At 61.9% G+C, this 18,341-nt stretch carries 13 protein-coding genes and 2 pseudogenes; 3 read left to right on the top strand and 12 right to left on the bottom strand.

Features of this window, described 5'->3' with window-relative positions; translation table 11 throughout:
* Nucleotides 1-25: 25 nt before the first annotated feature.
* Entirely contained in the window at nt 26-3,382 is a 3,357-nt protein-coding gene (locus AU381_RS27470; protein WP_064244743.1) for an AAA family ATPase, read from the top strand.
* A gap of 613 nt (nt 3,383-3,995) precedes the next feature.
* On the opposite strand, the gene AU381_RS31305 is transcribed toward AU381_RS27470, so the two are convergent.
* The 11 genes and pseudogenes from AU381_RS31305 to AU381_RS27510 form a co-directional block, all read right to left on the bottom strand.
* Nucleotides 3,996-4,442, bottom strand: a complete 447-nt coding sequence (locus tag AU381_RS31305) for a TOBE-like domain-containing protein (protein ID WP_162273472.1) — start codon at nt 4,440-4,442, stop codon at nt 3,996-3,998.
* A gap of 76 nt (nt 4,443-4,518) precedes the next feature.
* Complete coding sequence (gene cysT / locus AU381_RS27475; protein WP_064244744.1) at nt 4,519-5,211, bottom strand: sulfate ABC transporter permease subunit CysT; 693 nt, start codon at nt 5,209-5,211, stop codon at nt 4,519-4,521.
* 94 nt (nt 5,212-5,305) lie between these two features.
* Nucleotides 5,306-6,280, bottom strand: coding sequence for a sulfate ABC transporter substrate-binding protein (locus AU381_RS27480; protein ID WP_199275330.1), 975 nt, complete (start codon nt 6,278-6,280; stop codon nt 5,306-5,308).
* 38 nt (nt 6,281-6,318) lie between these two features.
* A pseudogene (locus AU381_RS30495) lies at nt 6,319-6,520 on the bottom strand (dihydroxy-acid dehydratase domain-containing protein); the annotation flags it as partial.
* A gap of 49 nt (nt 6,521-6,569) precedes the next feature.
* A pseudogene (locus tag AU381_RS31140) lies at nt 6,570-6,659 on the bottom strand (hypothetical protein); the annotation flags it as partial.
* Between the two features lie 18 nt (nt 6,660-6,677).
* A complete protein-coding gene (locus tag AU381_RS27485; protein ID WP_064244746.1) occupies nt 6,678-7,763 on the bottom strand; it encodes an ABC transporter ATP-binding protein in 1,086 nt (361 codons plus the stop codon).
* On the bottom strand, nt 7,760-8,695 hold the full coding sequence (locus AU381_RS27490) for a carbohydrate kinase family protein (protein WP_064244747.1): 936 nt from the start codon (nt 8,693-8,695) through the stop codon (nt 7,760-7,762). Before AU381_RS27490 ends, AU381_RS27485 begins: the two co-directional genes overlap by 4 nt.
* A gap of 3 nt (nt 8,696-8,698) precedes the next feature.
* A complete protein-coding gene (locus AU381_RS27495) occupies nt 8,699-9,724 on the bottom strand; it encodes an SIS domain-containing protein (protein WP_064244748.1) in 1,026 nt (341 codons plus the stop codon).
* On the bottom strand, nt 9,721-10,566 hold the full coding sequence (locus tag AU381_RS27500; RefSeq protein ID WP_064244749.1) for a carbohydrate ABC transporter permease: 846 nt from the start codon (nt 10,564-10,566) through the stop codon (nt 9,721-9,723). Before AU381_RS27500 ends, AU381_RS27495 begins: the two co-directional genes overlap by 4 nt.
* Nucleotides 10,566-11,447: a carbohydrate ABC transporter permease gene (locus AU381_RS27505; RefSeq protein WP_064244750.1), complete on the bottom strand. Its 882-nt coding sequence runs from the start codon at nt 11,445-11,447 to the stop codon at nt 10,566-10,568. Before AU381_RS27505 ends, AU381_RS27500 begins: the two co-directional genes overlap by 1 nt.
* Nucleotides 11,448-11,643: 196 nt before the next feature.
* Nucleotides 11,644-12,882, bottom strand: coding sequence for an extracellular solute-binding protein (locus AU381_RS27510; protein ID WP_064244751.1), 1,239 nt, complete (start codon nt 12,880-12,882; stop codon nt 11,644-11,646).
* A 229-nt stretch (nt 12,883-13,111) separates the two neighbouring features.
* Between AU381_RS27510 and AU381_RS27515 the strand changes: the two genes are divergently transcribed.
* Complete coding sequence (locus AU381_RS27515; protein ID WP_064244752.1) at nt 13,112-14,341, top strand: ROK family transcriptional regulator; 1,230 nt, start codon at nt 13,112-13,114, stop codon at nt 14,339-14,341.
* 1,256 nt (nt 14,342-15,597) lie between these two features.
* Complete coding sequence (locus tag AU381_RS27525) at nt 15,598-17,859, top strand: glycosyltransferase (protein WP_064244754.1); 2,262 nt, start codon at nt 15,598-15,600, stop codon at nt 17,857-17,859.
* Here the strand turns inward: AU381_RS27525 and AU381_RS29305 are convergent.
* Nucleotides 17,810-18,328, bottom strand: coding sequence for a hypothetical protein (locus AU381_RS29305; protein ID WP_082910397.1), 519 nt, complete (start codon nt 18,326-18,328; stop codon nt 17,810-17,812). The genes AU381_RS27525 and AU381_RS29305 overlap by 50 nt on opposite strands.
* Nucleotides 18,329-18,341 lie beyond the last annotated feature (13 nt).

Below are 18,341 nucleotides of genomic sequence, written 5' to 3' on the forward strand. Positions count from 1 at the left end.
ACTCGCCTACGGCGAGGTAGTGGTCATGTCAGACATTGCCTCTTGGCTGTCCCGCCTTGGGCTAGCCAAGTACACAGAGGCCTTCAGCGCCAACGAAATTGATTTCGACGCGCTTCGCCATATCAGTGAAGACGACCTAAAGGAGCTGGGCCTGCCCGTCGGCCCGCGTCGCAAGATTCTGGCGGCGATCACCGCCTTGGGTGACGAGACGACGTCGTCGGCGAGATCCGGGTCGGCCACGGGGCCGCCCTCTGGACGCGAAGCCGAGCGGCGGCAGTTGACCGTCATGTTCATCGACCTCGTGGGTTCGACCGAGCTGTCACAGCGGCTCGATCCGGAGGAAATGCGCGACGTCTTCCGTGGCTACCAGAGTGCGGTGTCGATGGAAATTGGACGCTACGAGGGGTACGTCGCCAAGCTCATGGGCGACGGCGTGCTCGCTTATTTCGGCTGGCCAACGGCACATGAGGACGATGCCGAACGGGCAGTGCGGGCGAGCCTGGCGGCAGCGACGGCGACTGCGACCCTGACCACGCCGCTCGGCACACCCCTTGCGGTCCGTATCGGCATTGCCACCGGCCTGGTTGTGGTCGGCGATCTGATCGGCGAAGGATCCGCCCAGGAAGAGGCGGTCGTTGGCGAAACGCCCAACCTGGCGGCACGCTTGCAGGCCCTGGCCGAGCCAAATACCGTCGCAATCGCCGACGTCACGCACCGGCTGGTCGACGGGTTGTTTGAGATGATAGATCTCGGTCCCCAGCAGCTCAGGGGCTTTGAAGCTCCCGTTCCCGCCTGGCGCGTCATCGGCGAGTCCGATGCGGAGGGCCGGTTCGATGCGCTGCACCGCGTCGCGACGCCGCTCGTGGGGCGGTCCGAGGAACTCGACCTTCTGCTTCAACGCTGGCAGCAGGCTCGGACAGGAAAAGGTCAGGCGGCGATGGTGTCAGGTGAACCGGGCATCGGCAAGTCGCGGCTGATTGCTGCGTTGGAAGAGAGATTGAGCACGGAGCAGCACGCACGGTTGCGCTATTTCTGTTCACCCTACCACGTGAACAGCGCACTTTACCCGGTGATCAAGCAGCTTGAGCGCGCTGCCGGACTTGAACCGAGCGACAGCACGAGCGCGAAGCTCGACAAGCTCGAAGCATCGATGCTGCAATCGACTTCGGACACAACTGAAGCGGGCCCACTTCTTGCTGCTCTGCTGTCGATCGACATCACGGGCCGATATGCGACGACGAAGCTGAGCCCGCAGGCGCAGAAAGCTCGCACGCTAAGCGTCCTCATCCAACAGCTTGAAGGTATCACAGCGTCACGGCCCGTTGTGATGGTGGTCGAGGATGCGCACTGGATCGACCCGACGACAGCCGAATGGCTCGACCTGCTCATCGAGCGCCTGCACGACCTGTCTGTGCTTCTGATCGTCACCCTTCGTCCGGAATTCCGGCCGACCTGGCTGGGACTACCACACGTGACGGCGATCTCACTTGGCCGTCTTGGGCGCGATGAGGGCGCAACGATCATAGACGGGGTGGCCGGAGGCAAGGCCCTGCCTTCCGACGTCGAAAACCAGATTTTGGCTCGCACGGAGGGGGTGCCACTGTTTGTCGAAGAACTGACTAAAGCTGTTCTTGAGTCCGACCTGCTTGTCGACGCTGGCGATCGCTACCGATTGAACGGTCCGCTACCGTCGCTTGCGATTCCGTCGACGCTGCAGGATTCACTGATGGCCCGCCTAGACAGGCTCTCTTCGGCCAAGAATGTGGCTCAGATCGGTGCGTGCATCGGGCGCGTCTTCCACCACCGGCTGCTCACCGGCGTCGTCGGAAGTGATGAGCCGGGGCTCTGGACCGATCTTCTCAAGCTCGAACAATCCGAACTCGTCTTGCGCGACGGTGTCGCGCCGGAGGCCACATACGCGTTCAAGCACGCGCTTATACAGGACGCGGCGTATCAAAGTCTGCTCAAGAGCCGACGGCAACAGATCCACGCGGCAATTGCGTCGACGCTGGAGGCGCAGTTCCGGGAAGTCGCCGAGAACGAGCCTGAGACGCTCGCGCACCACTATACGGCCGCCGAGCTTGCCGATCGGGCCGGAGACTATTGGCTGAAGGCAGGGCAGCAGGCGCTGAAGCGGTCGGCGAATGTCGAAGCCTTGGCCCACCTCGGCAAGGGATTGCAAGTGGTCGCCTCCCTGCCCAGCAACGAGGTCCGATTAAGACGCGAGATTCATTTGCAGAACGCCATGGGGGTGGCAGCCATGGCTGTCAAAGGCTGGGGCGCTCCGGAGGTTCTGCACGCCTTCTCGGCGGCACGCAGGCTTTGCGATCAACTGGGCGATATCAAAGAGCTCTTCGTTGCGGTACGCGGAGAAGCCTCATACCAACTGATATCCGGCCACCTGCGAGAGGCAGATGACCTCGGCCGCCGATGTCTGCAAATCGCTCAGTCGGCGAATGATTTGGACCTTCTCATCGAGGCGCATCATCAGTTGTGGGCGAGCAAACTCTTCCTCGGGGACTATCAGGCCGCCGAGGAGCACGCAAGCTGGGGGATTGCGACCTACGATCGCGAGCGGGATCATCGCCTCACCTATGTCTATACGGGTCATGACCCTGGCGTCTGTTGCAGGAACTACTTTTCGGAGATTCTCTGGATCCGCGGTTACCCCGACCAGGCTCTGGACCGCGTTCGAGAGGCGCTGGCGTTGGCCAACTGCGTATCTCATTCCGTGAGCATCGCCACCGCGCTGAGTAACTTGGCCTTTCTCCGTCTCCTGCGGCGCGAAGCCGAGGCAGGCCGCGAATTGGCTCAACAGCAGCTTGAGATAGCCACAAAATTCGACCTGCGGCTCATGGCCGGGGTGGCCCGGTTCAACATTGGCTGGGCGCTCGCCCAACAGGGGGAATTGGAACAGGGCATCCGGGAAATGCGTGAAGCGGTTGAAGCCGTTACGGCCACCGGCGCAGATATGGGCATGGCGTTCCGACTCTGCGTCCTGGCGCAAGCGCATGGGCAGCTCGGCGAGGCACATAAAGGATTGATCTTGCTGGAGCACGCGTTCGACATCACCGCCAAGACAGGCTCGAAATATCAAGTGCCCGAGCTACTCCGCACCAAGGGCGAACTCTTATCGCGCATGGAATCGCCCGGCGGCGGCGCTGCCGAGAGGTGGTTTCGAAAGTCGCTGACGATGGCCTGCGCCGAGGGTGCGAAATCGACGGAGTTGAGAGCTGCGACCAGCCTTGCCAGCCTGTACCTCGACCAGGGGCGCAACGATGAGGCTCGAGACCTTCTTGCCCCCGTCTATGCTTGGTTCACAGAAGGCTTTGAGACGGGCGACCTCGTCGATGCCAAGGCACTGCTCGCCCGCCTGAGTTAGGCGCGGTCGCAACCTTTCGAGATCGCACCGGTCAAATCCTCACTTCCTTTCGTTTGTCCCTTTTCTGTCCGGCGATTATTGGCTCTCTAAATTGAGGAGCTGAGCTCCTCAAAGGGCTCGGATGGGTCGACCGCAGACGTCAAAAGCGGCCCCCCGCTCCAACACAGATTTACTAGGGGTAGCCGAAGTCAAAACCACCAAGATCTTCCCGTAGCCATTTCATAGTGATTTTCCCCCGAACGAGTTGAACGAAAAAGATCGTCACGGCCGTGGCTGCGACAGTCCTGGGCTACGTCAATTGCAAACCAGAAGGCAGACATATCGCGCTCTGGCTGTGTGGCCGTCCCCGCTGAGATAGGCTTGAGACCAACCTCGCGCAAGCTCCACCGTGGCCCACTTCTGTGATCTTGATATCTACCGTCGTCTCGCCCGCTGGACGAGGACTAGGAGCCGGGAGTGGAATGCCTGCTTGGTCGGATCGTGACCTTCGCGGCCTCCAGTAGCAAGGTCCGCATTTGGCGCAAACCTGCAGCTCGGCGGCATCTATGCATGTCCGCTCCTGGGATGCCACCGTGCTCTGCTCAGTGTCTGACTTGGGGCGCAATGCTGCCGTTCATAGACTTAAGCGTGGACGTCGCCGGACGGAATCGTGCTGCCGAGAGTTCCATAGCCAGTTCAATCGACGAACAGCGGATTGCCCATAGCCGTCAAAAGCAGTGCCCGCGGGTGGAGGTGCGGGCACTGCCTCCCTAGCTGGGCACCTCGGGAGAAGGCCAGAAACTGTGGCGACGGACGGTGTACCTCCGCTCTCAGCGGAATCGGGAGCGCCCTCCTCGGCCTCTTGGAGTGATTCATCTTCGGCAAAGACACGAACTTTCGTGAGTTCCACGTAAACCGTGGCACCGGTCATTAGATTGAGTTCGCTACTCTCCTCCTTGCTCAATTCCGCAGTCAGCGGAGTGCCATCGTCGACCCGCGCCAATTCAAGCTGAACGGTGGGCCCGGCAGAGTTTACGCGCTGAATCGTCGCTGGAATGCTGGCTGCTGCGTTTGCTCGCACCCGCAAGAGATGACGAGCAGTACGACAGCGATGGCCGTCGCTTCGCCATAGGCAAACTCTTCAAGGCGTGCCACGATCAGGATTGCGGCGATTTCTGTCTCATAGGGCTTGTTCCCCGAGACGAAGACAACTGAACCGTATTCGCGACACCCCTTGCGAAAGCGAGGGCGAATCCGGTGATCAGGGCAGGGTAAAGGGTGGGCAGGATGACGTTCCAGAACGTCTGCAGACGTGTCGCCCCGAGGCAAGCCGAGGCTTCCTCCGTCTCCGGATCGAGATTCTCGAGGATCGGCTGCACCGTCCGGACCACAAAGGGCAGGCCGACAAATACGAGCACGAGGACGATGGCGAAACGGGAATAGGCGCCGTGAATTCCGAGCGGCACCAGATACTGCCCGAGCCAGCCGTTCGGTACGTAAAGCGCCGAGTAGACGAGACCCGCGACCGCAGTGGGCAGCGCCAAGGGCAAGTCCACCAGCGCGTCGATGATCTTCTTGCCGTGAAACTCATACCGGACCAAGACCCAGGCAATCAGCAGTCCCAGGATGATGTTGACGACAGCCGCCGCCAAGGCGGCGCCGAACGTCAGCAGGTAGGCGGCGCGCGCCCGCTCCGTCCAGACGGCTCCCCAGAACTCCTCGAGCGAAAGGGTGCCTGCCTTGAAGAAGACCGCAGTGATCGGCATGAGCACCAGGATGCTCAGGTAAAATACGGTGTCGCCCAAGGTCAATGAGAAACCGGGCAGCACTCTTCGGTTTGCGCTTGCCATAGATCCCAGCCCCTTCCGTTCTCGTGAACAGGCTTCGCGCCGGAAAGCATTCGGACGCGAGGCCCGACCATTTCACACTTCTGAACTGCCCAGCCTATTGCTTGGGCTTATAGATCGTGTCGAACACGCCGCCCTCGCCGATGAACTGCTTGTGGGCGTCCGGCCAGTCCTTGGCGATTTCGGTAATCGGGAACCGTTTGATCTCCCCGAAGGTTTTGCCGATGGAGTTCTTCAGGATTGCTTCGTTGGTCGGCCGGTAGAAGTGCTTAGCCAGGAGTTCCTGAGCCTCATCGGTGTAGAGGTACTTGAGATAGGCTTCGGCTGCCTCTCGATGACCCTCCGCTCGGTCGACATTGTCGTCGACCACGGCCACGTACGGCTCGGCGAGGATGCTGATCGGCGGGTTGACGATCTCAAGCTCGCCCTTCGCCTCCGCAACTTCAAGATGAGCTTCATTCTCCCAGGCGACGTGCACGTCGCCAATGCCCTTCTGGACGAAGGTGGTCGTGGCACCGCGGGCACCGGAATCGAGGACGGGAACCTGCTTGTAAAGGTTCGTCACGTATTTCACGGCATCGTCATGCGATCCACCGCGCAGGACGACAGATCCCCATGCAGCGAAGAAGCTGAGATAGCCATTGCCCGAGGTCTTCGGGTTCGGGGTGATGGTTTCGATACCGGGCTTTACGAGGTCCGGCCAGTCCTTGATTCCCTTGGGATTGCCTTTGCGCACCACGAACACGATGGTGGACGTATAGGGGAGCGAGCGATTGGGAAGGCGATCGATCCAGCCTTCCTTGATCAGACCGCTCTTCGCAACCGCGTTGGTGTCCAGATACGAGGCGAGAGTGACAACGTCGGCCTCAAGGCCGTCGATGACGGCACGCGCTTGCGTGCTCGAACCACCATGCGACTGTTTGATGGTCAGCGTGTTCCCTGTCTGCTTTTCATAGATTGGGATGAAGTGCTCGTTCACATCCCGCCAAAGCTCGCGGGTCGGATCGTAGGAGACGTTGAGCAGCTCGATGTCAGCGGCCGAGGCCGGTGCGGAATATGCGAGAGAGCTCAATTCTATAGCGCCGGCAACAAGGCCGGCAACACTCACTCTATTGCCATCAGGTGCGGCTGCGCATTGGTCGAGCCGCCGATGGCGGAGTTGACCTTGATCGCGTTCAGGAATGCCTCGCGCGTCAGGATGTCGGACGGCTTGATGTCTTCCAGTACGACCTCAACCGCGCGGCGGCCGGTGCGATAAGGCCATCTGGCCGCATTCGCGGTAGGCTGCCGGGATCGCCGCGCAGCCGGTTAGCGGGGGTAAAATGGTATGCCGCAATCGCTCCCGTGAGTCTCCGATTGCCCTCTTCAGGCCACGGCGAATGAAGATTCCCGATCCTTAATCCGGCTTCAACATGGCTCGCCGGTACTCGACAGTAATAGGCACCGAGCAGGTCCGGGGATCGAGCTTCTCACCCCGAAAGCAGCGAGCGGCCGCTTTCGGCATCGAAGAGATGCAATGCCGTCTCGTCGAAAGTGAAGGCATGGGCCGATCCCGTGGTGAGCGCCGTGCGCGGTGGCAGGCAGGCGGTGATGCGCTGTCCGCCGAGCGCGGCCGTGGTCACGAGTTCCGGCCCTGTGAGTTCCACGACCTCGACACGCGCCGTCAGCCTCGCTCCCGGCGTATCGGTTGCAGCGAGCCGCAACGCTTCCGGCCGGATGCCGACCTTCACGCGCCGGCCCGCCGGCGCGACGCTCTCGAAACGGGGCGGCAGCGGAAGGATGTCGTCGCAACCGTAAAGCTTCAGGCCGTTTCCAGTCGTCTCGGCGTCGAGAATATTCATCGGCGGCGAGCCGACGAAGCCGGCGACGTAGAGCGTCGCGGGCCGGTCGTAGATCTCCTCCGGCGTGCCTAGCTGCTCGATGCGGCCGTCGCGCATGACGGCAATGCGGGTGGCGAGTGTCATTGCCTCGATCTGGTCGTGGGTCACGTAGACGACCGTGGTCTTCAGCATCTGGTGCAGACGCTTGAGCTCGGTGCGCATCTCCATCCTGAGCTTGGCATCGAGGTTCGACAGCGGCTCGTCGAAGAGGAAGACCCGCGGGTTGCGCACCAGCGCCCGGCCGATCGCGACGCGCTGGCGCTGGCCGCCGGAGAGCTGGCTCGGCTTGCGGTCGAGCAGGTTTTCGATCTGGAGCAATCTCGCGGTCTCGCGCACCGCCTTCTCGCGCTCGGCCGCCGGTGACTTGCGCATTTCCAGGCCGAAGCCGATGTTGCGGGCGACGTTCATGTTCGGATAGAGCGCGTAGGACTGGAACACCATGGCGATGTCGCGATCCTTGGGATGGGCGCCGAGGACGGAGCGCTCGCCGATCAGGACGTCGCCGCCGCTCGGTTCGGCAAGCCCGGCGATGATGTTGAGCAGCGTGGACTTGCCGCAGCCGGAGGAGCCGAGCAGCACCAGGAACTCTCCGCTTTCGAGCGCGATGTCGATGCCCTTGAGCGTTTCCACCTGGCCATAGCGCTTATGGATGTTGCGGATTTCGAGTGCGCTCATTGCGTGGTTTCCTCAAGGAAGGCCGAAAGGGGCTTGCCGTAGCTGCGCGGCAGGGTGGAAATCGCTTCGGAAGCGATCGCGACCCCGGTCTTGAGGCAGGCTTCGAGCGGCATGTCGGCGGCAAGCGCCGCCAGGAAGCCGGCATTGAAGACATCGCCGGCGCCGATGGTGTCGACGACCGTCACGCGCGGTGCGGCAACGGAAAATTCCTGGCCGTCCCGGTCGAGGGCGAGCGCGCCGTGGGGGCCGCGCTTGACGACGACGATGGCGTCCGCCGGCATTGCGTCTTTCAGGCTGCGGGCGGCTTCCGCCGGGTCAGACCAGCCCGTGAGCGTGGTCGTCTCGACCTCGTTGAAGAGGGCGCAATGGCAGCGCCTGAGCCAGGCCACGGTCTTGAGCTGGTTGGCCTCCGTCCAACCTTCGAGCGGCCAGCCGGTATCGAGCGCCACGGCGATCTCATGCGCGTCCGCCCAGTCGAAGAGCTCGTCATAGGCAAGCGTCAGGGCATCCGTGAGGAACGAGCCGGAGAGGAGCGCATGGCCGCCGCTGAGCCGTTCCCCGTCGAGCATGGCGCGCACCTCGTCGAAGCTGAAGAGCGGTAGGTGGCCGCGGGTGGTGAAGAAGGTGCGCTCGCCATCCGGGTGGGTGATGCCGACCGAAAGCGTGGTGCCGACGGCTTCGACCGGCCAGTCGCGCGACCGTTCGCCGAAGGCCTCCTTGAGCCAGGCGCCGAACTGGTCGTTGCCGACATTGGCGGCGATCGCGTAGTCGACGCCGAGCGAATCCCAGGCGAGCGCGCTGTTGCCGGCGCAGCCGCCGACGCGCAGTTCGTCGTGTTCGACGATGAGCTCCGTGCCCGCCTTCGGCCAGGGTTCGGCGGGCCCGAGGATGAGGTCGACATTGACATTGCCGATGGCTGCAAGCGGGCGCATCTCTTACTCGCTCCGGGTGACCTTGGTGGACCTGACCGGCGTGCCGGCATTCTCGACGCGGGCGTCTGCAAAGGCGATCATGAAGGATTGCGCCACCGGCAGCATCGCGAAGATCGCCGCCAAGCCTGTCGCCGGCTTGAAGCGGATCGTCGTCACGCCTTCGATCGGCGGCTCGCCCGACGCATCGAAGACGACGACCGGCGAGCCGGCTTCCGCGGCCGAGGTCGCCATGGCGGCGACGAGCCCGGCGGTCGCATCCGCCGCCCGGAAGAGCACGACGCCGACCGAAGGCCCAAGCACCTCCATCGGCCCGTGGCGCAACTGGCCGCCCTCGAGAGAAAAGCAGGGCAGGCGCGATAGTTCCGTGAGACCGAGCGCGATCGCCTCGGCGAGGCCGTGCAGTCGCCGGCCGGAAGTGACGATCGCGCCGACATCGGCGAGCGCCGCAAGGGCGCCGTCGATCGCCGGCGTCTCGGGCGCTTTAAGTGCGTTCAGGGCGTCGGCCGGATCGGCGCCGAGGGCGGCGAGGATCGCCAGATGCAGCGCGAAGGTCACCGTCAGGCTGCGGGTGGCGGCGAACGCCTGCTCGGTGCCGCCGGCGCCGACCAGCGACGGCGCCGCTTTCGCCAGGAAGGCGTCTTCCTCGAGCGTCAGGCCGAACGTGTCGGCCGTGCCGCCGTTCGTTTCCCTGAACCAGCGAAGCACCTCGGCGCTTTCGCCGGATTGCGAGGTGACGAGAATCGTCTTGCCTTCGACGGCCAAGGGCTGGCCGAGTTGTTCGGAGAGCGGCAGGGCCACGGCGTCGATGCCGAGCGCGCGATAGAGCGGCTCGACGGCGCGGCCGACAGCGTGCGAGCCGCCCATGCCGAGAAGGAGAAGCCGCCCGGTCGATTTCAGCGATGTGGCAATCCGCGGGGCGAGCGTGGCGGCCCCTTGGTAGGAGGCGACGGCATCGGCATGCTGGCGCGCCATCTCCCGATCGATCGCGACGAGCCCGGCCGGGCGCTCTTTTGAAACACGCATGGTCATCCCTTGACGCCGCCGCTCGTGAGCCCGGAAATCAGGGCGCGTTGCATGACGAGACCGATCAGCACCGGGGGCAGGGCGGCGAGCACCCCGGCGGTTGCGATCAGTCCGTAGTCGGAAACACGGCCGCCGGCGAGATCCGCAATGGTGACGGTGAGCGTCTTGGCGCGCAGGTCGGAGGTGAAGAGCAGCGCGTAGAAGAATTCGTCCCAGGCAAGCAGGAAGGCGAAGAGCGCCGAGGTCGCCATGACGGGAGCGGCAAGCGGCAGCGTCAAGAGCCTCAGGATCTGGTCGAGCCGCGCGCCGTCGATCATCGCCGCGCTTTCGATCTCCCTCGGTATGGAATCGAAGCCCGCTTTCAAGAGCCAGGTGGTGAAGGGGGCGAGAATGGTGAGGTAGACGAGCGCCAGGCCGAAGACCGAGTTGAGCAGGCCGAAATAGGCAAGGCCCATATAGAGTGGCACGGCAAGGGCGACCGGGGGCAGCATGTAGGTGGCGATCACCGTATAGAGCGACCAGGAAACGGCCGGCGTGCGCGACACGGCCCAGGCGGCCGGAACCGCAACGACGATTGCCGCAAGCGTTGCCATGCCGGCGACCTTGAGGCTGTTGAAGAGCGAGGCGATGAAGGCGGCGCCGGTACTGTTCTCGATCGCCGATAGCAGCGTGCGGTAGCGCGACAGGTCGATATCGCTCGGCCACCACTTGAGCGGCTTGGCGGAAAGATCGGCGGCCGGCGAAATGCTCATCACGAAGAGCCAGACGAGGGGCGCCAGTATGACCACGGCAAGCAGCAGGGCGCTTGCATGGACGAAGAGGGAAAAGAGCGGGCCTTGGCGTTCCATCATGCTGCTCCTGCCGCCTTGCGCAGCAGCGCCGCATAGGCGACGGCGAGAAGGGTCACTAGCAGGGTGACGATCAGTGCCAGCGACGCGCCGGAGCCCGCCCGCTGGAAGGAAAAGGCCTCTTGGTACACGAGGATCGACAGCGTGCGCGTGCTGTTCGCCGGCCCGCCGCGCGTCATCACCCATATAATATCGAAGACCTTGAAGGCCTCTATGGTGCGCAGCACCAGCGCCACCAGCAGAGGCCCGGCCAGATAGGGCATGCTGACGAAGCGGAAGCGGTTGAAGGGACCGGCGCCGTCGACGAGCGATGCGGCGGTGATGTCGCGGGGAACGGCCTGCAGCGCGGCGAGCGCGATCAGCGCCACCAGCGGAAAGTTCTTCCAGCAATCGGCGACGATCAGCGCGATCAAGGCCGAGCCCGGTTCGCCAAGCCAGGAGCGATAGCTGTCGAGGAGGCCGAGCTGGGTGAGCGCGGCGTTGAGCGAGCCGTATTCCGGATTGTAGATGAGCCGCCAGAGCGTGGCGTTGACGACTGTCGGCAGCGCCCAGGGCAGGATCATCAGGGCTCTCAGCGCCGTGCGGCCGCGGAACTGCTGGTTGAGCAGCAATGCGGCGAGGACGCCAAGCACCATCTCGGCGGCCACCGAGACGATAGCGAACAGGGTCGTGATGACGAGCGCCCGCCAGAAGTTCGATCCTGTCAGCATCCGGGTAAAATTCTCGGTGCCGACGAAACTGCCTTCGGTCCCGACAAGCTTCGCATCGGTGAAGGAGAGCCGCACGGTATCGACGAGCGGCCAGCCGATGACGGCAATCATGACCGCGAGGAGCGGCAACATCAGCAGCCACGCGCGCGTTGAAATCCAGGTACCGGACATGAATGGAAACCTCTGCGGCCTCAAGATCACGATGATTTCGGAGCAGTCAAAATCATAAGCGTGAGACTATAACTGTTTGGAGCGCGATGCCGGGCGGAGAATCCGTCTGCGCCTTCCTCATCGGGCCAAGGCCGTCATGCGGGTGCCGGCAGATCGGTCCCGGACGACTGTCGTCCAGGACCGAATCGAGGCGGATTTAGAGGCCGCTGTTTTCGGCGGCCGTCTTCAGGGCGTCTTCCGGCGACGTCTGGCCGAGCAGCGCTTCCTGGATCGCCTGCTGCAGTGCAGTCGAAAGCTCCTGATATTTCGGTGTCGTCGGCCGCGGATACATGGCGGCGAGCCCACGCTTAGCCGCTGCGATCAGCTCTTCCTGGCCCTTGGTCACCCTCGGATCGTCATAGGACGAGGCCCAGATCGGCAGGCTGAGCTTGGCGTAGCCGTTCTGCGTCTCCTGTGAGGTCATGTGGACGATATATTTCCATGCCTCTTCCGGATGCTTGCTGGTGGTGGTGATGCCGAGCCCCATGGACCCGTTGACCGCCGACACCTCGCTCTTGCCGGCAACACCCGGCGCCGGCACGACGCCGACCTTGCCGGCGACCTTGCTCTCCTTGGGATCGTTGGCGAGGTTGTACATGTAGGTCCAGTTGAGCGCGAAGGCGGCTTCGCCGTTCTGGAACACCTTGCGTACATCCTCCTCGAGGAATTCCTTCGAATTCGGATTGGTGAGGCCGGAGGTGTAGCTCGAGACCATGTAGTTCAGGGCGTCGAGACCGCCGCCCGCGGTGAAGGCGGGCTTGCCCGCGTCGAGGAACTTGCCGCCATAGGCGCTGACAAGGGTCGTATAGTCGCAGATCGCGGCTTCCGCCTGCGACCAACTCCAGGCGATCGGGTTTTCGAGGAGCCCCTTGTCCTTGATCGTCTTTGCCTGCTCGGCAAGCTCGTCCCAGGTCTTCGGCGGCTCCTTGATGCCGGCCTTCTCGAGGATCTCCTTGTTGTAGAAGAGATACTTGGTGTCGAGGATCCACGGCATGCCATAGCGCTTGCCGTCGTATTCCACCGTGGTCCAGGCCCCCGGGAGAATGCCTTTCTTCATCTCGTCCGTAATCCGGTCCGTGACGTCCACGAGCATCTTGTTGGTCGCATATTCCGCCGGCCAGATAACGTCGAAGAGGACGACGTCGTAGCCGCCGCCGGAGCCCTGGGCCAGAACGGTCTTGTCGTGCAGCCCCTCATAAGGGACGAATTCGAGATTGACCTTCACGTCCGGGTTGGCCTTGGTGAAGGCCTCCGTCATGGCGCGCACGTCGGCTTCGCTATAGGCGGCCTGCGCCATGAACAGGGCATTGAGGGTGGTTTCCGCATGGGCATGGCCGGTGAATGCGACGCCGATGAGGGTCGCGCCGATCAAGGCGTTGCGTGTGGATTTCAACATTGTCGTCTCCGTAGCTGACCCGTTTCAGTCTTCGCGGCGCGCTCGCGGGCGGGCACACCGCATGCCAGAAATCCGCCGCTTGCGGCGGCTGTCGACAAATTAAACGGAGCGTTTGCGGCTGCTCTTGCCGCCGCTTCGTTCCCCCGAGGCTCATTCGGCCCCTTATTAAGTCAATTGTCTTGACTTATTTCTTCTTCAATATTCTAGATGTGTCAAGAGGGATTTCCGGATGAACGAGATTCGCCCGATCCGGGCCAAGAGCGGCACCAATCAGGAAGGGGCGAGCGCCCACAACCGGCGCGTCATGATCGATGCCCTCAGGCTGAATGGGCAACTCTCACGGGCGGATCTTGCGCGCGCGACAGCGCTCACCAAGCAGGCCGTCTCCAACATCATCGAGGAGCTCGAGAACGATGGGCTCGTCGCCTCGCTCGCGGCCGTCCGTAAGGGCCGCGGCCAGCCCTCGACACCCTATCGGCTGGTGCCGGAAGGCGCCTTTGCCATCGGCCTGCAGATCGATCGGCATGTGACGCGCACGATCGCGGTCGACCTCGTCGGCACCGTGCTTGCCCGCAAGGAGGCGAACCTGCCCGCCGGCGGACCGGCAAAGGGCGTCGAGACCATCCTGGCGCTGATCGCCGAGACGCGGCGCGAACTGGAGGCGATCGCGCCGAAGTCGAAGGATCGCCTGGTCGGCCTCGGCGTCGCCATCCCGGGGCCTTTCGGCATTGAGGCCGATCAGGACGACCCCTGGATGATGGCGGCCTGGCAGAGTTTTCCGCTGCTGGACGCGCTTTCGATCGGGACGAGCCTCGACGTGCGCCTGCAGAACGACGCGGCGGCCGCGGCGACGGCGGAGAAGTTGGTCGGCGCCGCCCACGGCGTGGACCACGCCCTTTGCATCTATCTCGGATACGGCCTCGGCGCCGGCCTGATCCTCAACGGCGAACTCTATCGCGGCGCCAACGGGAACGCCGGCGAGATCGGCATGATCCTCAGCCGGCCGCCCGGCGGAGCGGACGCCGACAGGGCCCCGCTCGAACACCGCGCATCGATCGCCTCTCTCTGCAAGATCCTTGATCTCGATCCTGCCGATCCCGAGCTTTACGGCCGCATCGACGCCGCCGCCGGCGCGCCGGAGGCGCGTGTTGCAACCTGGGTTGCCGACATCGCCTTCGAGTTGCGGGCCGCCATCCAGATACTCGAGACTGTCTTCGATCCGCAGACGATCATCCTGTGCGGCGGCATGCCCCGCGGGCTCGCTCGACGACTCCTCGACGCCCTCCATCCGCTGCTCCCCTCGATCGCCGAGCGGCGGGGGCGGAGCGCGCCGCGACTGCAACTGGGCTTCACGGACCCCTGGGCGGTCGCGATCGGTGCGGCCGCGGAACCGATCAGCCGGACCTTCGATCCGCGTTTTTCGGCGATCCTGAAGACGCGGGCTGTTGGTGCGGCTTGATTGCGGCAGCGCGGCGCTGCACCGCGTTCCGTTTGCGGGTGTTCCTGTTGTTACTTGAAATAATATCGATATAGGCCCAGTCGGCCCGAAGCTGCGATTTTGGCCAAATTGATGGATGGGTTAGGCCGCTATGCAATCAGCAGCACGAGGTGACTGCGCCTCTGAAGATTGGCCAACCGGTCCTCAGCAGACCCCATAGCGGCCCAGCTCCGACTGCGGACAGAAGCAAGCACTCGGCGGGGGATTTAAGCTCAAAAGGGATTGACGCAAAGCCCGTTACAGAAGATCGCATAATGTATCGTCTGGAAGCGGATCAGGTTGCATGATGCATCAGCAGCGGCGTGAAAATTGGAAAATTGGGGAGGGAAGCAAACCGCCGCAAATCTGTTAGCCGATGGCGACGGCGGTCTCAGACGGCCGCGATGAGACCCTCGTGATTTTTGGCCGACCCACTCGGAAAGATCGGTCCAAAGCTGCTGATCCAGGTCAAGCCGCGTCGCACAACAGTCCGGGCCGTGCACCCATGGCGCCAGATGATGCAGCCCACTCTGGAGGTCGTGATCGGGTTGAGACTTGCGTCGCCGCCGTTGATCTGGGCGAGGTGCACGCCTCGTCAATCTTGGCGAATTCTTGTGCTTGATACCCAGATCGGATAACCTTGCCTGAGCCAGCGGCAAGCTGGCGTTGATCTGAGCTACGTTCTACCAATGTAAAGACATCTCGTGGCGTTACTTACGGGTTGGCGCTTGTTATCCGAAAGTTTTTTCTATACTATCAACTTTCAAGTTTTATCACCGGTAAATTAACTATTATCGGAAGGAGACGTTCTCGTGTTCTTAAAACGTGTTTCCGTCCTCCTATCGGTCCTTTTGACCGCGTGCGTGCCATCATGGCGGTTTCCGGCACCTCTTCCCTCCGAAGCCAGCAACTGTCAGAACACACGTCCAAGTGCCGCCGAATCTGCGGACTGGAGCCGAGCACAAAGGCTAAATACACGCGAATCCTATAGGGCTTTCCTCGCGAGGTATCCTCGTAGTTGCTACGCAGGCTCGGCCGTCAGCAGGATGAAGACAAAGGTTCAAAAGCAACCTGTCGCCGTACGAAACTTGCCGGTAAAGTATCGGCGGACTTGGTCCGGACGAACAGCCTACTAGGCATTGGACGCTCCTCCGGTTGCGAATTCTGTGAGAGATGCCGAGCGGCAAACGGGGAACGCATGATTATCTCAGAATTGGAAACATCCTCCAGGTCGGCTGATGCACTTTGATGTTGTTCATGCTGCCGATCCACGTTTTCAAGGCGGGACGTCGAGCGCATTAAGAGCCGAATTAAAGGCAGCGAGCCTTTGGGGGTTGAGCTGTGGTTTTCTGCCATTTCTAGGGCATCAACAGTCTCCCGTTGGCGTCTTCGATAGCCGCTTGGCGGCCGCGATCGAGCAGTCGAATATTGTTTGGCTGACCGGATCGGAAGAGGCGACCTGCGACATCCTTCTGGCGCATCATCCTGCCGTGTTTGAACGGATGCCGCTTTCGCCGGTGCGTTTGCGGCCTCGTCGCGTCGTGTGTGTGGTTCATCATCCTCTATTCGATGGCCGACGCGTTCAGCAATACGATCTCGCAGTCGTAGAGCGCGTTTTGGATCGCCTTTTCGGCGCTCCCGTCGCCTTTGCTCCCGTCGGTCCGAAAGTCAGATCTCAACTCGAAGGACTCGGCAGGCAAGGGCCTACACTTCTGCGGCGCGATCTATGGAACATGGTCGACCTCACCGAATGGCCCAAGCACCAGAGAAAGGCCCCAAAAGACTGCGCTAGTCTGGGGCGACACACGAGAGGGGACCCGATGAAGTGGCCCGATTGTGTGGACGATCTGCGGGCAGCCTATCCGGACCGGGCTGATTTCAGCATCAGAGTCCTTGGCGGCGTTCCCGACACAGTCCAGCAGTGGATCGGCTCAAACTGGGAAATCCGTGATTTTACCGAAACCGACGTACCCGACTTTCTCGGTCGCCTGGACTTTTACGTCTATTTCCACAGCAAGAATTGGGTGGAGGCGTTCGGTATTTGTGTCGCGGAAGCAATGGCCAGCGGTTTGGTAACGGTGCTCGATCCCTCATTTAAGGATCTCTTCGAAGATGGCGCCGCCTACTGCGATATTGCTGAAACGGGGAACGTCATCGAGCGGTTCATCACTTCGCCTCAAGCTTACGTCCAGCAATCAAATGCCGCGCGAGAACTCGTCCGGAGGAAATTTGCGATTGATCGGTACCCTGAACGCATGGCTCGCCTCTACGATGATCTGGAACTGCCTACGGTCGCGGTCCTGAAGAACAGTCGAACGATAATTAATAGTTATGCGAATGAGAGCATTGCCGAAGACAACTTGGTCCGTTCACCGCCGAGGCGCATGGGCACAAGGCGACGAATACTTTTCGTAGCCACGAATGGAATAGGACTGGGACACATCACTCGTCTGATGGCTGTCGCGGAGCGTATGTCTGATGACGTGGATACCATCTTCTTTACGAGATCGGGCGGCGCCGCCCTGGCCCACGGGCGAGGTCACGCCGTAGACTACATCCCTTGCGGCCTGGCGATGGGCGTTACGGACGCAAGTTGGAACAGGGCATATGCGCAAGAGCTGCTGAGCGCAGTGGAAGCCTTCGATGTTTCGGCGGTGGTGTTTGATGGCAATAGGCCATTCCCGGGATTGATTGCCGTTGCCGAAAGCCGGCGTGATTTGGCCTGGATATGGATACGTCGCGCCTTGTGGCGCGTTGGTCATGAGTTCAGTGCGGACGCGCAGGACGTATTCGACATGGTAATAGAGCCGGGTGAATTTGCCCATGATGAGGACCACGGGCCAACTCGCAATTTGCCTGGCGCGGTGGCCGTCCCCCCCTTGCTACTTTTGGACCCCGGCACCGGATTGCCCCGGAGCGAAGCCGCCGCCAAACTAGGCATCAATCCAGACCACTTCACTGTCGCAGTACAACTTGGCTCACAGCGTAATTTCGACTTCGCAGGCATGCCCGAGCTGATTTTCGCCGGGCTCGCAAGGCGACATGTGCAAACGGTCCAGATCCTCAATCCGCTTGCCAAGCCCTGTAAAGAGGATGCGTCGACAGTTCCACGCAGAAGCCTTTATCCCCTGGCGGAATATTTCTCGGCGGTCGATCTTCTCGTGACTAACGCCGGATATAACAGCTTCCATGAAAGCATCTTTGGGGGAATCCCCTCGATTTTCCTCCCCAATGAAGCGCCTGAAATGGACGACCAGCATCTTCGCGCTGCTTATGCCCAGTCGGCAGGGTTGGGCTTATGCTTGAGATATTCCGAGTTGAATCGCGTGAATGAAACGCTCAATCTGGCGCTGTCCGATGACTTCAGGGCCGAGGTTCGCCGGCGATCAGCGCGCCTCGATTTCGTCAATGGTTCGGCCATTGCCGCGAGGGTGATCGAGCAGCTTGTCTTCAGTATTCGCGCTGACCGGCCTTTGCATGCCTCGATTGCTCGCACGTGATCTGTTGGATGATGTCGGCTCCTATTTGATTGGCAAGAAATTCGTCGATGCTCGATGACAGCACAATTTCGTTTGAGATGTCCCATTTCGCCATGATCAATGCCCAGCGCTGGCGAACATATCTGCCATAGTTTTCCGCGGGCACCAAAGGCAAGTGCTGGCGTGTTGGAATGAATTCAAACGGAGCGGAACGGGAAGCAATCAGGTCCAGACGCAATTCAGACAGGACAACAATTGGAAATTCGGAGTGGGCCTTGCAAGCCTGCACCGCCGTATCAATAATCTCTATAATATTATCGGGGATTACGCCGAGGACGGAGATCAGGCTCCTGGGATTAGCCTCGAGCGTGGGGTCTTGGAAGACATAATGCAGGCTCTTCTCTTCCTCGGCTGAATCGATGGCGCTCGAGTTTCTTGTGGACCTGCCTAGCGAAAAGTACCAGCCAGCTCTGTCGACAATCCAGCGCATTGCCCTCCCCGTC

The sequence above is a fragment of the Sinorhizobium glycinis genome, assembly GCF_001651865.1.
Lineage (GTDB): Bacteria > Pseudomonadota > Alphaproteobacteria > Rhizobiales > Rhizobiaceae > Sinorhizobium > Sinorhizobium glycinis.

Excerpts from the sequence above, each read along its gene's own strand:
- AU381_RS27470 (WP_064244743.1), top strand. The coding sequence starts at position 26 with ATGTCAGACATTGCCTCTTGGCTGTCCCGCCTTGGGCTAGCCAAGTAC.
- cysT (WP_064244744.1), bottom strand. The coding sequence starts at position 5,211 with ATGGCAAGCGCAAACCGAAGAGTGCTGCCCGGTTTCTCATTGACCTTG.
- AU381_RS27485 (WP_064244746.1), bottom strand. The coding sequence starts at position 7,763 with ATGAGCGCACTCGAAATCCGCAACATCCATAAGCGCTATGGCCAGGTG.
- AU381_RS27490 (WP_064244747.1), bottom strand. The coding sequence starts at position 8,695 with ATGCGCCCGCTTGCAGCCATCGGCAATGTCAATGTCGACCTCATCCTC.
- AU381_RS27495 (WP_064244748.1), bottom strand. The coding sequence starts at position 9,724 with ATGACCATGCGTGTTTCAAAAGAGCGCCCGGCCGGGCTCGTCGCGATC.
- AU381_RS27500 (WP_064244749.1), bottom strand. The coding sequence starts at position 10,566 with ATGGAACGCCAAGGCCCGCTCTTTTCCCTCTTCGTCCATGCAAGCGCC.
- AU381_RS27505 (WP_064244750.1), bottom strand. The coding sequence starts at position 11,447 with ATGTCCGGTACCTGGATTTCAACGCGCGCGTGGCTGCTGATGTTGCCG.
- AU381_RS27510 (WP_064244751.1), bottom strand. The coding sequence starts at position 12,882 with ATGTTGAAATCCACACGCAACGCCTTGATCGGCGCGACCCTCATCGGC.
- AU381_RS27515 (WP_064244752.1), top strand. The coding sequence starts at position 13,112 with ATGAACGAGATTCGCCCGATCCGGGCCAAGAGCGGCACCAATCAGGAA.
- AU381_RS27525 (WP_064244754.1), top strand. The coding sequence starts at position 15,598 with ATGCACTTTGATGTTGTTCATGCTGCCGATCCACGTTTTCAAGGCGGG.
- AU381_RS29305 (WP_082910397.1), bottom strand. The coding sequence starts at position 18,328 with ATGCGCTGGATTGTCGACAGAGCTGGCTGGTACTTTTCGCTAGGCAGG.